Raw genomic sequence first — 12,650 nt, 5'->3', positions numbered from 1 at the left:
CCACTTGCAGATCCAGGGTGTCAGTCGATGTACTCGAACAGTTTGACGATTTTCTGTACGCCGGAAACGCCTTGCACCAAGTTGGTGGCTTGAGCAGCCTCTTGCCTGGTCAGCAGGCCCAGCAGGTAAACGATGCCGTTCTCGGTCACCACTTTGATTCGTGAGGCGGGAATGCTGGCGTCGGTAAGCATTTGGGTTTTGATCTTGGTGGTCAGCCAGCCATCGTTCTGCCGTGCGAGAAAGCCGGAAGGAGGCAGTACCTGCAGTTCGTTGTGTACCTTTTTGACTCGCTGTACTTCACCTGCGGCCTGTTCGGCGACGCTCTTGAGGTCGGCGCGTGGTGTCTGGCCTGCCAGCAGTACGATGCCGTTGAAGCTGGTGACGACAATGTGCGAGCTGTTTTCCAGGTCTGGATTGGCTTTGGCAACGTTGACGGCGACTTTGGTTTCGATCAATGAGTCGTCGATCTTGCTGCCAAAGGTGCGAGTGCCGCGGTCGTCGTCAATGGGTTTGTCGCGGGTGGCGGTAATCACCGAGCTACAACCACTGATGCTGAGGCACAAGGTCAAGGCCAGAAGGCCAAGGCGATTAAGGGTCATTCTTCACTCCCGAACAGTTGGCTGTCGATCAAGTCGCAGAGGCAATGGATCGCCAGCAGGTGGACTTCCTGAATGCGCGCCGTGACGTTGGCCGGTACGCGAATCTCTACATCTTCAGGCAACAGCAGAGATGCCATGCCTCCGCCGTCTCGGCCGGTCAATGCTACGACAACCATTTCTCGATCATGTGCGGCCTGGATGGCTTGAATAATGTTCGCTGAATTGCCGCTGGTAGAGATGGCCAGCAGGACGTCGCCCGGTTGGCCCAGGGCGCGGATCTGTTTGGAGAAGATTTCGTTGTAGCTGTAGTCGTTGGCTATCGAGGTGATGGTCGAACTGTCGGTGGTCAGTGCGATGGCTGGAAGGCTTGGGCGCTCGCGCTCGAAGCGGTTGAGCAGTTCAGAAGAGAAGTGTTGGGCATCGCCGGCGGAGCCGCCGTTGCCACATGAGAGCATTTTTCCCTCGTTGAGCAGGGCGTTGACCATGACTTGGCTGGCTTGCTCGATGTGCGGTGCAAGTACGTCCATCGCCTGTTGCTTGGTGTCGATACTGGCCTGAAAAAGCTGGCGAATTCGGGATTGCATGTCCATCTGTGTGACCTTAAGTGGCGCGGCTTAGTGGCACGTGAATGTGCAGCCCGCAAAGCAAAGAGCAAAATAGTTGGGTAAAAATGGGCGCTGCCCAACAGCGTCTTTCAGCTGTCGAAGGCATTGCGTAGCCAGTTCAAGCGGGCTTCTGTGCCCGGGGCGCCGTCAATGGCGACCACGTCGAACCGGCAAGGGTGGTTGGACCAGCGTGATTCGCATTGCAGAAAAATCTGTGCGGCCAGGATCAGTTTCTGACGCTTGCGCCCATCGATACTGCCCAGGGCGCCACCCCATTGCGTGTGTTGCCTGTAGCGTACTTCGACGAATACTACTGTATCGCCGTCAAGCATGACCAGATCAAGCTCGCCGCGTTTGCACAGCCAGTTCTGCGCCAGCAGGCGCAGTCCTTGCTGTTGGAGATGCCTTAGCGCTTGGCTTTCGGCATCTCGTCCGCTTTGTTGGCGTGACCCTTGAAGCATTAGCGAGGCGTATCGGGCAGGCGAGTAACCTGTCCGCCGACGAACTTGGCCCAGGGCAACTGGCGTTCGATCCGTTGTCCGGCAGCCATGCCCAGGCTGCCGGACTCGCCTTCGATGCGGGTGTCTGGCAGCGCTTTGAGTTGGCCCAGGCGCGGTGCGAGTTGATAGGCGTCAACGCCCATTGCATACAGGCGTCCGAGGCTGCCTGCCGCTTGTGGCCACTGTGCGGTGACCTGGCGGCGTAGCGGGTCGTTGGCGTCTAGCAGCCACGGCGTTTCGCAGAACATTACGCCGGTCATGTCCCTGTACTGGTTCAGATCGCCACTGGCGCTGAATACGTTTGAAGTGGCGTACACCGGAACGTCGCCAGCGTACTGGAAGTTCAGGGTTGGCTTGATCTGTTGGGCTTGTTGCGGAGTGGCGGCCAGGAAAATGAATTCGATGTTCTGACTGCGCGATGGCTGCGCGGCGACTTGCGTGCCTAGGGTGCTCTGTAGGCTCTTGGCTCGCCCTTCGCTCTGGCGCAGTCGGAACAGATTGGCAATCTGTTGCGCCAGAGCCACAGGTTGATCAATCCGTTCGATGCCCACCACGCTGCCACCATTGGCTTCCCAGTCCTGACGGAACGCTTTGAGCACACGATCGCCCCATTCGCCTTTGGGAATCAGTACCGCAGCACGATGTAGGCCATCGGCGCGAGCGCGGCGAGAAACCTCGCGCGCTTCGTCTTCGGCTGCCAAGCCAAACTGGAATAGTTGCGCAGGGGCTTGCTCACCTTCGCTGTAGTTCAGTGCCAGGGTAGTGATGGGCAGTTGCGCGCGCGTGGCCAGTTGTTTGACCAGGGGTTTTTCCAGTGGGCCGACCACCAGTTGTACTCCATCCGCTTGAGCCTTGCGGTAGAAGTCGTCTATGGAGGTCAGGCGTGAGCTGTTGTAAAGCTCAATGCTTGGCGGCTTTTGCCCGGCTTGCTGGGCTTGGTAGTGAGCAGCCATGAAGCCTTCGCGCAATGCTCTGGCAACTGATGCTAAGGGGCCGTCTTGGGGCAGCAGCAGGGCGATTTTGGAGACGGGCTGGCTGGCCAGTTCTTTGAGCTTGATCAGCGGTTGTGGCAGTTGAATGGCGGCAGGGTGTTTTGGGTTTTGCGCCCGCCAGTTGTCGATGGCTGCCTGTTGTTGTTCCAGTGTGCCTGCGGTTTTGATTGCCAGAGCCAGGTTCAGCCAGCCCGCCAGGTCATCATTGCCTACAGGTTGCAATTGGTCGGTGGGGAGCGCGGCAATCAAGGCCCAGATGGCTTCGTGGTTTTTTGTTGCGACGTCATCTTTTAGTAGGGGGGCGATGACGATGCGTTGCTTGGCGGCGGCCAGCGTCTGGCCATCAGCTTCCAGTGCGCGAGCATGAATGCTACCGGTGCGGATCTGCTGTCCAGCAGGTAGCTCACTCAAGTGTTGCAGGCTGGTGTGGCTCAAGGCGCTCAGTGCGGCTTTCGGCTGATTGCGTGCCATGGCCAGTTCTGCGGCCAGGGTACTGGCGAAAATCTGTTGGGCGGGTTTGAGCTGGTCCAGCTGTATTTGCTGGAGGATTTGTCCGGCCCGTCCGAGATCGCCTTGGTTATAAGCCAGGTCGGCGGCGCTTAAGCGCAACAGGGCAGCCTTATCGGGGGATTTGCTGGTGGCGGCCTGTTCGAGCAGTTGCTCGATGCTGGCATCCGGTGTCCGTGGAAGTTCGCCAAGGCTGGAAGAGGGCGAGCTGGCGCAAGCCACCAAGAGGGTAGCGAGGCTAAGGGCAAGAAGCAGCCGCAGGCAAGCGATCATGTAAGTGTTCCCGATACTCGATCAAATGAGCGGCGAATTGTACCCAAGCGCTGGCCGGGACGCGATGTTACTGGTGATAAACCATCTATTTAGCGGGTGTAAATGTTGTTGCGTGGCGTAAGCGTCGCAATACGGCGCAGGTGTCGGCTTGTCGCCGGAGCTTTTGAGGCGGCGTCAACGCGCTACAATGGCGCTTTTGCCGATCAAGAGGTGTGTGCTTTGACTGCTCCAGGTCCTTTGAATTCTGCTGCTGGCTCGCTTTATGTGGTGGCGACGCCCATCGGCAACCTGGACGACATCAGTGCTAGGGCTCTGAGGTTGTTGCGCGAGGTGTCTTTGATTGCGGCTGAAGACACGCGTCACTCACAGCGTCTGATGCAGCACTTTGGTATCTCCACGCCTTTGGCCGCTTGTCACGAGCATAACGAGCGCGATGAGGGCAGTCGTTTTATTACTCGTTTGTTGGCGGGCGATGATGTCGCTTTGATTTCCGATGCTGGAACGCCGTTGATTTCTGATCCGGGTTATCACTTGGTGCGTCAGGCGCGGGCGGCGGGTATCAATGTGGTTCCTGTGCCGGGGGCGTGTGCATTAATTGCGGCGTTGTCGGCGGCGGGTCTGCCATCGGATCGTTTTATCTTCGAGGGTTTTTTGCCGGCCAAGGCTGTGGGGCGGCGGGCGCGCTTGGAGTTGGTGAAGGAAGAGTCACGTACGCTGATTTTCTATGAGGCGCCACACCGTATTCTTGAATGTCTGCAAGACATGGAGTCGGTGTTTGGTGGTGAGCGGCCGGCGTTGTTGGCCCGCGAATTGACCAAAACCTTTGAAACGCTCAAGGGCTTGCCGCTTGCTCAATTGCGTCATTTCGTCGAGTCCGATAGCAATCAGCAGAGAGGTGAGTGTGTCGTGCTGGTGGCGGGCTGGACTGCGCCGGAAAGCGATGATGTGATCAGCAGTGAGTCGATGCGGATTCTTGATTTGCTGCTCAAGGAAATGCCGCTTAAGCGGGCTGCGGCGTTGGCGGCTGAAATCACTGGCGAGCGCAAGAATGTGCTCTATCAGGTAGCTCTGGGTAAACAGAAAGAACAATAAATGGCGTGGCAGGGTGGCCAAAGGCTTTTAGCGCTTGTTCTTAGGTGGCTCTGCCGTTAATCTGCGCGGCGGAGAGTCGATTGGACAGTCGCTGCCCTCTATGAAAATTAGAGGGGGGAGGAAAGTCCGGGCTCCATAGGGCGGAGTGCCAGGTAATGCCTGGGAGGCGCGAGCCTACGGAAAGTGCCACAGAAAATAACCGCCTAAGCACTTCGGTGCCGGTAAGGGTGAAAAGGTGCGGTAAGAGCGCACCGCACGTCTGGTAACAGTTCGTGGCTAGGTAAACCCCACTCGGAGCAAGACCAAATAGGGTTCCAAGGCGTGGCCCGCGCTGGAACCGGGTAGGTTGCTAAAGATGTCCAGTGATGGCCATCGTAGAGGAATGACTGTCCTCGACAGAACCCGGCTTACAGATCGACTCTCCACCTTTCCCTCCCTGCTTGATTCAATAGCAGAAGCGTTTTTGTAATATCGAAAAAATCTTACTCTTAATAAATCACTTTAACTTTGCGCAGTAGCTGATTGAGCTGTGAGAAGTTGATGCTCGAAAATGCCTCCCGAATTCTTGTTATCCCTCCTATAAGTGTCCTAAATCTCCGTTCTATAAGGCTTTTCCGTCGCTGCGCGCCTTGACGGTGGTGTGGGCGCATTCCTATAGTGTGCGCAAGTGGCGGAAAGTGGCATGAAGTGGGTTTTTTGAGCGCAGAACGCTAAAATTTGGAGAAACGCTGACGTGTTTCGCGGAGCTAACGCTATCAGTCTCGATGCAAAAGGCCGTCTCGCCATGCCGAGCCGGTATCGTGACGAGCTTGTTTCGCGAAGTTCCGGTCAGTTAATCGTCACAATCGATGCCGTTGATCCTTGTTTGTGTGTTTACCCGCTTGATGAGTGGGAGCTTATAGAAACCAAACTGCGCGCACTGCCTTCGCTTCGTGAAGAGAACCGTCGTTTGCAGCGTCTGCTGATTGGTAATGCTGTCGACCTTGAGCTTGACGGCAGTGGTCGTTTTCTGGTGCCGCCGCGCCTGCGCGAATATGCCAAGTTGGATAAGCGCGCAATGCTGGTGGGCCAACTGAACAAGTTCCAATTGTGGGACGAGGATGCCTGGAATGCTGTTTCCGCAGCAGACCTGGCGGCTATTCAACAACCGGGCGCGATGCCTGATGAACTGCGTGATTTGATCCTGTGACTATCGATAGCGGCTTTAACCACATCACCGTACTGCTTGACGAAGCCGTCGAGGCTCTCGCTGTGCGCCCTGATGGTTGCTATCTAGATGGCACCTTTGGTCGTGGCGGGCATAGCCGGCTGATTCTTAGCAAGCTTGGGCCGGGCGGCCGACTTTTGGGGTTTGATAAGGACCCCCAAGCGATTGCCACAGGGCAAGCGCTAGCGGCCGAAGACGGCCGCTTTGTCGTTGTGCAGCGCAGTTTTGCCGAGCTGGGGTCTGAGGTGGCTGAACGCGGATTGGCGGGTAAGGTCAGTGGTGTTTTGTTGGATCTGGGTGTTTCCTCGCCTCAGTTGGATGATCCTGAGCGAGGCTTCAGCTTTCTCAATGATGGTCCGCTCGACATGCGTATGGACCCGACTCGTGGCATCAGTGCCGCGCAGTTCATTGCGACCGCGCCAGTGGAAGAGATCGCTCGCGTGTTCAAAGAGTACGGGGAAGAGCGCTTCTCGGGACGCATGGCTCGGGCGGTGGTTGAGCGCCGCGAAATCCAGCCTTTCGAGCGTACCGCCGATCTGGCAGAGGTCTTGAAAGTTGCGAACCCAGCCTGGGAAAAGGGCAAGAATCCGGCCACCCGGGCTTTTCAGGGGTTGCGTATTCATGTGAACAACGAACTGGGCGATCTTGAGGCGGGTCTCGAGGCTGCCTTGGAGTCCCTGGAGGTGGGGGGGCGTCTGGTGGTGATCAGCTTCCACTCGTTGGAAGATCGGATCGTCAAACTGTTTATGCGACGTTTGGTTAAGGGTGAATCTGACAACCTGCCACGCAACTTGCCAGTACGTTTTGAGGCCTTTGTGCCGAAAATCAAGATCCATGGCAAAGCGCAGTTCGCCTCCGAGGCCGAACTCAAAGCCAATCCTCGTGCTCGTAGTGCCGTCATGCGGGTTGCGGAGAAGCTTCGGTGAGCAAGCTTTTCGCCAAGCCACTCCCAGGCGGAAGCTTTTTCATGCTTCTGCTGTTTATAGGTGTTCTAGTCTCCGCGATTGCGGTGTCTTATAGCGCCCACTGGAACCGCCAGCTACTCAATACGCTATATGGCGAGTTGAGTGTGCGTGACAAGGCCCAGGCCGAGTGGGGGCGTTTGATTCTTGAGCAAAGCACCTGGACCGCCCACAGCCGGATCGAAGTCCTGGCCACCGAACAGTTGAAGATGCACATCCCTGGCGCAGCTGACGTTCAAATGGTGGCGCCATGAAACTTGAAGGCGCGCTCTATCCTTGGCGGTTTCGTCTGGTCCTGTGTTTGCTGGGTATCATGGTGTCGGCAATTGCTTGGCGCATCATCGATCTGCAGGTGGTCGATCGTGACTTCCTCAAAGGCCAGGGCGATGCGCGCAGTGTTCGACATATTCCCATTCCGGCGCACCGTGGGCTGATCACCGACCGTAATGGCGAGCCCCTTGCGGTGAGTACGCCCGTCACCACTTTGTGGGCCAATGCCAAGGAAATGCAGCAATCCAAGGATCGTTGGCCAGCGCTGGCGGTAGCGTTGGGGCAAGACCCGAAAGCCTTGGCCAAGCGTCTTGAGGCCCAAGCCAACAAAGAATTCATTTACCTGGTTCGAGGTCTGACGCCAGAACAGGGCCAAGCCGTGCTCGATCTCAAGGTTCCGGGTGTCTATGGCATCGAAGAGTTCCGGCGTTTCTACCCCGCTGGGGAAGTGACCGCACATATGGTGGGCTTTACCGACATCGATGATCGCGGCCGCGAAGGGATCGAGCTGGCTTACGATGAATGGCTTGCCGGTGTTCCTGGCAAGCGCCAGGTCATCAAGGACCGGCGCGGAAGATTGATCAAGGATGTCCAGGTCACCAAGAACGCCAAGGCTGGCAAGCCTTTGGCGTTATCCATCGATTTGCGCCTGCAGTATCTGGCCAATCGTGAGTTGCGCAACGCCATTGTCGAAAACGGCGCGAAAGCGGGCAGCCTGGTGATCATGGATGTGAAGACCGGTGAGATTCTGGCTATGGTCAATCAGCCGACTTATAACCCGAACAACCGCCGTAACCTGCGGCCGGCGATGATGCGTAACCGCGCGATGATCGATGTGTTCGAGCCTGGCTCGACCATGAAGGCGATCTCGATGAGTGCCGCGCTGGAAACGGGGCGCTGGAAGCCCGGCGATACCGTCGAGGTCTATCCTGGCACCTTGCAGTTGGGTAAATACACGATTCGCGATGTTTCCAGGAGCGAAGGTCCGGTGCTCGACTTGACCGGAATTCTGATCAATTCCAGTAACGTCGGCATGAGTAAGATCGCCTTCGATATTGGGGGCGAGACCATTTTCCGGTTGGCGCAAAAAATCGGTTTGGGTCAAGACACTGGCCTTGGCTTCCCCGGGGAGCGGGTCGGTAACTTGCCCAACCACCGTGAGTGGCGCAAGGCTGAAACCGCGACGCTGTCTTACGGGTACGGTCTTTCCGTCACGGCTATCCAGTTGGTGCATGCATTCTCCGCATTGGCCAATAACGGGCGTATTGCTCCGTTGACGCTGATCAAATCCGACAAACCGCCACAGACCACTCAAGTGATCCCGGAAAGTGTCGCCAAGACCATGCAGGGCATGCTCCAACAAGTGATCGAAGCGCCGCGTGGTGTGTTCCGGGCCAAGGTGCCGGCTTATCACGTGGCGGGCAAGAGTGGTACGGCGCGTAAAACCTCGACGGGCGTCAAGGGCTACGCCGAGAATTCCTATCGTTCACTGTTTGCCGGTTTCGGCCCGATGAGTGATCCACGTTACGCCATCGTTGTGGTGATCGACGAACCCAGTAAAGCCGGTTATTTCGGCGGCCTGGTTTCAGCTCCGGTATTCAGCAAAGTGATGTCCGGCACCCTGCGGCTGATGAACGTTACCCCTGATAACTTGCCGACCACGCAACAGGCCAATGCGGCACCCAGCACCCCAGTACAAGCCAATGGAGGGCGCGGCTGATGTCTCTTAGCCTGAACAAGATTTTTGCCCACGCCGGACGTGACCTGCTGATTCGGGAATTGACCTTGGACAGTCGCCATGTCCGCGCCGGAGACCTTTTTCTGGCGGTGCCCGGTGCCAAGTTCGACGGTCGTGCGCACATTGCCGATGCGTTGCAACGGGGGGCTGCGGCGGTTGCCTATGAAGTCGACGGGGCGACAGTGTTGCCGCTGACCGATGTGCCGTTGATCCCGGTCAAGGGGCTGGCAGCGCAGCTCTCGGATATCGCGGGGCGCTTCTACGGTGACCCCAGTCGTCAGTTGAATCTGGTGGGCGTGACCGGGACCAATGGTAAGACCAGCGTGACCCAACTGGTGGCCCAAGCCCTTGATCTGCTCGGCCAGCGTTGCGGTCTGGTGGGTACCCTGGGTACGGGGTTTTACGGCGCGCTGGAAAGTGGCTTGCACACCACGCCCAATCCTATTGCCGTGCAGGCCACCCTGGCTGACCTGAAGAGCGCCGGCGCCAAGGCTGTGGCTATGGAAGTTTCATCCCATGGCCTGGATCAGGGGCGTGTCGCGGCTTTGGCGTTTGATGTGGCAGTACTGACCAATCTGTCCCGTGATCACCTGGACTATCACGGAACCATGGACGCCTATGGCGCGGCCAAGGCCAAACTTTTCAACTGGACCGACCTCCGTTGCCGGGTGATCAATCTCGATGACGACTTCGGTAGGCAGTTGGCGGCCGACCAACAAGAGTCGCGGCTGATCACCTATAGCCTGGAAGACTCTGCTGCTTATTTGTATTGCCGTGACGCGCGGTTTGATGACGATGGCGTACGCGCGACCTTGGTAACGCCGCAGGGCGAGCATCATCTGCGCAGCCGCCTGCTTGGACCTTTCAACCTGAGCAACGTACTGGCCGCCGTGGGGGCTTTGCTCGGGTTGGAGTACGCGCTGGATGAAATTCTCGCGGTTCTGCCAAAGCTTGAAGGCCCAGCCGGACGCATGCAGCGTTTGGGTGGCGGTAATCAGCCTCTTGTGGTGGTCGATTACGCCCACACGCCGGATGCGCTGGAAAAGGTTCTGCTAGCTCTGCGGCCCCACGCCAAGGGACGTCTGCTGTGCCTGTTTGGCTGCGGCGGCGACCGTGATCGCGGTAAGCGTCCGTTGATGGCTGAAGTGGTCGAGCGCCTGGCCGATGGGGTGCTGGTGACTGATGACAATCCGCGAGGCGAAGACCCGGCACAGATTTTTGATGATATTCGCGCCGGCTTTCACGCTGCAGACAAGGTCGACTTCGTTGCCGGCCGCGGTCTCGCCATCGCTCGCTTGATCGCTTGTGCATCGGCTGATGACGTGGTGGTACTGGCGGGCAAGGGGCATGAGGACTATCAGGAAATCAATGGTCAGCGCCATGACTTCTCTGATCTGACAGAGGCTCAAGCTGCCTTGGGCGCCTGGGAGGTGGCTCATGTTTAAGGCCCTGAAGCTCAGTGAGATTTCCGCCCCATTGGACGCCCGCCTGATCGCGGGCGATGCTCGTTTTACGGGGGTCAGTATCGACAGTCGGGCGATCCAGGCTGGACAACTGTTCATTGCCCTGACCGGGCCGCGATTTGATGGTCACGACTATTTGAATGAAGTGGCGGCCAAAGGTGCTGTGGCGGCGTTGGTTGAGCGTGAAGTGCCCGACAGCACATTGCCGCAATTGCTGGTCAAGGACACCCGTTTGGCCCTGGGGCAATTGGGTGCACTCAATCGCGGGGCCTTCACTCGGCCGGTGGCAGCAGTCACCGGGTCCAGCGGTAAAACCACGGTCAAGGAGATGCTTGCCAGCATTCTGCGTACCCGTGGTCCCGTGCTGGCCACCCGCGGAAACCTGAATAATGACTTGGGGGCGCCGCTGACACTGTTGGAGCTGGCGCCTGAACACACGGCCGCCGTGATTGAGCTTGGGGCGTCGCGCATCGGCGAGATTGCCTACACCGTGGCCATGACCCGGCCTCACGTGGCAATTATCAATAATGCCGGCACCGCTCACGTCGGTGAGTTCGGAGGCCCGGAGAAAATCGTCGAAGCCAAGGGGGAAATCCTCGAAGGGCTCGACAGTGCCGGTATTGCAGTCCTCAACTTGGACGACAAGGCCTTCCAGACCTGGAAGGTCCGCGCTGCGGGTCGTCAAGTGTTGACTTTCGCTCTGAGCAACAGCGCTGCTGATTTCTATGCCTCTGAGATGAGTCGTGATGTCCGCGGCTGCCCGTCTTTCAACGTGCACAGCCCGAAGGGCGTCGAGGCAGTGCAACTGAACCTGTTGGGTGAGCATAACGTCGCCAATGCCCTGGCCGCAGCAGCTGCCGCTCATGCCATGGGGGTGTCGCTGTTCGGTATCGCTACCGGCTTGAATGCAGTGCAGCCGGTCAAGGGGCGTACCGTTGCGCAGTTGGCGAGGAATGGCATGCGGGTGATCGACGACACTTACAACGCAAACCCCACCTCAATGTGCGCCGCCGTTGATATACTCGCCGGCTTTTCCGGCCGCACCGTCCTGGTGCTCGGAGACATTGGCGAGCTAGGCGAGTGGGCGGAGCAGGGGCACCGCGACGTAGGTGCATATGCTGCGGGCAAGGTTTCGGCTCTCTATGCCGTAGGTCCGATGATGGCTCATGCCGTCGCCGCCTTCGGCGAGCATGCGCGCCACTTCGCCAGCCAGGCTGATCTGATTGCTGCTCTGGACGTTGAGCAAGACCCAAACACCACCATTTTGATCAAGGGATCGCGCAGCGCGGTGATGGAAAACATCGTCGTGGCTTTGTGTGGTTTGCATCTTCAAGAAAAAAACGGAGATAAACATTAATGCTGCTGCTGCTAGCGGAGTACCTGCAACAGTTCTACAAAGGCTTCGCGGTCTTTCAGTACCTGACCCTGCGCGGGATTCTTGGGGTACTGACTGCGCTGTCTTTGGCACTGTGCCTGGGTCCGTGGATGATCCGTACTTTGCAAAATCGGCAGATTGGCCAGGCCGTGCGTAACGACGGCCCGCAATCCCATTTGTCCAAGTCGGGTACGCCGACCATGGGTGGAGCACTGATCCTATCAGCGATTGGTATCAGCACCCTGCTTTGGGCCGACCTGCGCAACCACTATGTTTGGGTGGTGCTGGTGGTGACCCTGGCCTTTGGTGCCATCGGCTGGGTGGATGACTACCGCAAGGTGATCGAGAAGAATTCCCGTGGCCTGCCTAGTCGCTGGAAGTATTTCTGGCAATCGGTGTTCGGGCTTGGCGCCGCGATCTTCCTTTACATGACCGCCCAGAGCCCGGTGGAAACCACCCTGCTGATCCCGATGCTCAAGGATGTGAGCATTCCTTTGGGTGTGGGCTTCGTGGTCTTGACCTACTTCGTCATCGTCGGTTCGAGCAACGCGGTCAACCTGACCGATGGCCTCGATGGCCTGGCGATCATGCCGACCGTGATGGTGGGCGGTGCGCTTGGGATCTTCTGCTACCTGTCGGGTAACGTGAAGTTCGCCGAATACCTGCTGATTCCCTATGTGCCGGGAGCGGGGGAACTGATTGTCTTCTGCGGCGCGTTGATCGGTGCCGGCTTGGGCTTTCTCTGGTTCAACACTTATCCCGCACAAGTCTTTATGGGCGATGTCGGCGCATTGGCGCTGGGCGCAGCCCTGGGCACCATTGCGGTGATCGTCCGTCAGGAAATTGTCCTGTTCATCATGGGGGGCGTGTTCGTCATGGAAACCCTGTCAGTGGTGATTCAGGTGGCCTCCTTCAAATTGACCGGTCGCCGGGTGTTTCGCATGGCGCCGATCCACCACCACTTTGAACTCAAGGGCTGGCCCGAGCCACGGGTGATCGTCCGTTTCTGGATCATCACCGTGATTCTCGTGTTGATCGGCCTTGCCACCCTGAAGCTGAGGTAGAAC

The 12,650-nt window shown here is 58.0% G+C and carries 12 protein-coding genes and 1 other RNA gene; 9 read left to right on the top strand and 4 right to left on the bottom strand.

From position 1 onward, the window contains the following. Positions 1-20: 20 nt before the first annotated feature. The 4 genes from PLD_RS29380 to PLD_RS29365 all read right to left on the bottom strand — a co-directional run bounded on the left by PLD_RS29380 (position 21) and on the right by PLD_RS29365 (position 3,476). The gene (locus PLD_RS29380) at positions 21-599 is read right to left on the bottom strand and encodes a BON domain-containing protein (protein WP_159898266.1); all 579 of its coding nucleotides are present in this window, start codon (positions 597-599) and stop codon (positions 21-23) included. Next, positions 596-1,189, bottom strand: a complete 594-nt coding sequence (locus PLD_RS29375) for a phosphoheptose isomerase (protein ID WP_017738708.1) — start codon at positions 1,187-1,189, stop codon at positions 596-598. The genes PLD_RS29380 and PLD_RS29375 overlap by 4 nt, the downstream gene beginning before the upstream one ends. 104 nt (positions 1,190-1,293) lie before the next feature. Next, positions 1,294-1,665: a YraN family protein gene (locus PLD_RS29370; RefSeq protein ID WP_159898265.1), complete on the bottom strand. Its 372-nt coding sequence runs from the start codon at positions 1,663-1,665 to the stop codon at positions 1,294-1,296. Further along, a complete protein-coding gene (locus PLD_RS29365; protein WP_159898264.1) occupies positions 1,665-3,476 on the bottom strand; it encodes a penicillin-binding protein activator in 1,812 nt (603 codons plus the stop codon). The genes PLD_RS29370 and PLD_RS29365 overlap by 1 nt, the downstream gene beginning before the upstream one ends. A gap of 237 nt (positions 3,477-3,713) precedes the next feature. Here PLD_RS29365 and rsmI point away from each other — a divergent pair, with 237 nt between their 5' ends. The 9 genes from rsmI (at position 3,714) to mraY (ending at position 12,647) form a co-directional block, all read left to right on the top strand. Further along, on the top strand, positions 3,714-4,568 hold the full coding sequence (gene rsmI, locus PLD_RS29360) for a 16S rRNA (cytidine(1402)-2'-O)-methyltransferase (protein WP_178116258.1): 855 nt from the start codon (positions 3,714-3,716) through the stop codon (positions 4,566-4,568). 72 nt (positions 4,569-4,640) lie between these two features. Next, positions 4,641-4,994, top strand: an RNA gene (gene rnpB / locus PLD_RS29355) — RNase P RNA component class A. A 307-nt stretch (positions 4,995-5,301) separates the two neighbouring features. After that, positions 5,302-5,757 (top strand): division/cell wall cluster transcriptional repressor MraZ, encoded by a 456-nt coding sequence (gene mraZ, locus PLD_RS29350; protein ID WP_011063319.1) that lies wholly within the window; start codon positions 5,302-5,304, stop codon positions 5,755-5,757. Then, on the top strand, positions 5,754-6,701 hold the full coding sequence (gene rsmH, locus PLD_RS29345; RefSeq protein WP_371929106.1) for a 16S rRNA (cytosine(1402)-N(4))-methyltransferase RsmH: 948 nt from the start codon (positions 5,754-5,756) through the stop codon (positions 6,699-6,701). Before mraZ ends, rsmH begins: the two co-directional genes overlap by 4 nt. Beyond that, entirely contained in the window at positions 6,698-6,991 is a 294-nt protein-coding gene (gene ftsL, locus PLD_RS29340; RefSeq protein ID WP_159898262.1) for a cell division protein FtsL, read from the top strand. Before rsmH ends, ftsL begins: the two co-directional genes overlap by 4 nt. Continuing rightward, positions 6,988-8,727, top strand: a complete 1,740-nt coding sequence (locus PLD_RS29335) for a penicillin-binding protein 2 (protein WP_159898261.1) — start codon at positions 6,988-6,990, stop codon at positions 8,725-8,727. The genes ftsL and PLD_RS29335 overlap by 4 nt, the downstream gene beginning before the upstream one ends. Beyond that, entirely contained in the window at positions 8,727-10,190 is a 1,464-nt protein-coding gene (locus tag PLD_RS29330) for a UDP-N-acetylmuramoyl-L-alanyl-D-glutamate--2,6-diaminopimelate ligase (protein WP_159898260.1), read from the top strand. Before PLD_RS29335 ends, PLD_RS29330 begins: the two co-directional genes overlap by 1 nt. Further along, complete coding sequence (gene murF / locus PLD_RS29325) at positions 10,183-11,565, top strand: UDP-N-acetylmuramoyl-tripeptide--D-alanyl-D-alanine ligase (RefSeq protein WP_159898259.1); 1,383 nt, start codon at positions 10,183-10,185, stop codon at positions 11,563-11,565. The genes PLD_RS29330 and murF overlap by 8 nt, the downstream gene beginning before the upstream one ends. Then, positions 11,565-12,647 carry a phospho-N-acetylmuramoyl-pentapeptide-transferase gene (mraY, locus tag PLD_RS29320; RefSeq protein WP_016966661.1) on the top strand — a complete coding sequence of 361 codons (1,083 nt, stop codon included), beginning with the start codon at positions 11,565-11,567 and terminating at the stop codon, positions 12,645-12,647. The genes murF and mraY overlap by 1 nt, the downstream gene beginning before the upstream one ends. Positions 12,648-12,650 lie beyond the last annotated feature (3 nt).

Source organism: Pseudomonas sp. LD120 (genome assembly GCF_009861525.1).
Classification (GTDB): Bacteria; Pseudomonadota; Gammaproteobacteria; order Pseudomonadales; family Pseudomonadaceae; genus Aquipseudomonas.
Note: the sequence above shows the minus strand (reverse complement) of the source record. Positions and strands in the feature narration are given on the sequence as shown.

What these genes read in the sequence shown, in the direction of transcription:
- PLD_RS29380 (WP_159898266.1), bottom strand. Translation starts at nt 599, where the DNA reads ATGACCCTTAATCGCCTTGGCCTTCTGGCCTTGACCTTGTGCCTCAGC.
- PLD_RS29375 (WP_017738708.1), bottom strand. Translation starts at nt 1,189, where the DNA reads ATGGACATGCAATCCCGAATTCGCCAGCTTTTTCAGGCCAGTATCGAC.
- PLD_RS29370 (WP_159898265.1), bottom strand. Translation starts at nt 1,665, where the DNA reads ATGCTTCAAGGGTCACGCCAACAAAGCGGACGAGATGCCGAAAGCCAA.
- PLD_RS29365 (WP_159898264.1), bottom strand. Translation starts at nt 3,476, where the DNA reads ATGATCGCTTGCCTGCGGCTGCTTCTTGCCCTTAGCCTCGCTACCCTC.
- PLD_RS29335 (WP_159898261.1), top strand. Translation starts at nt 6,988, where the DNA reads ATGAAACTTGAAGGCGCGCTCTATCCTTGGCGGTTTCGTCTGGTCCTG.
- PLD_RS29330 (WP_159898260.1), top strand. Translation starts at nt 8,727, where the DNA reads ATGTCTCTTAGCCTGAACAAGATTTTTGCCCACGCCGGACGTGACCTG.
- murF (WP_159898259.1), top strand. Translation starts at nt 10,183, where the DNA reads ATGTTTAAGGCCCTGAAGCTCAGTGAGATTTCCGCCCCATTGGACGCC.
- mraY (WP_016966661.1), top strand. Translation starts at nt 11,565, where the DNA reads ATGCTGCTGCTGCTAGCGGAGTACCTGCAACAGTTCTACAAAGGCTTC.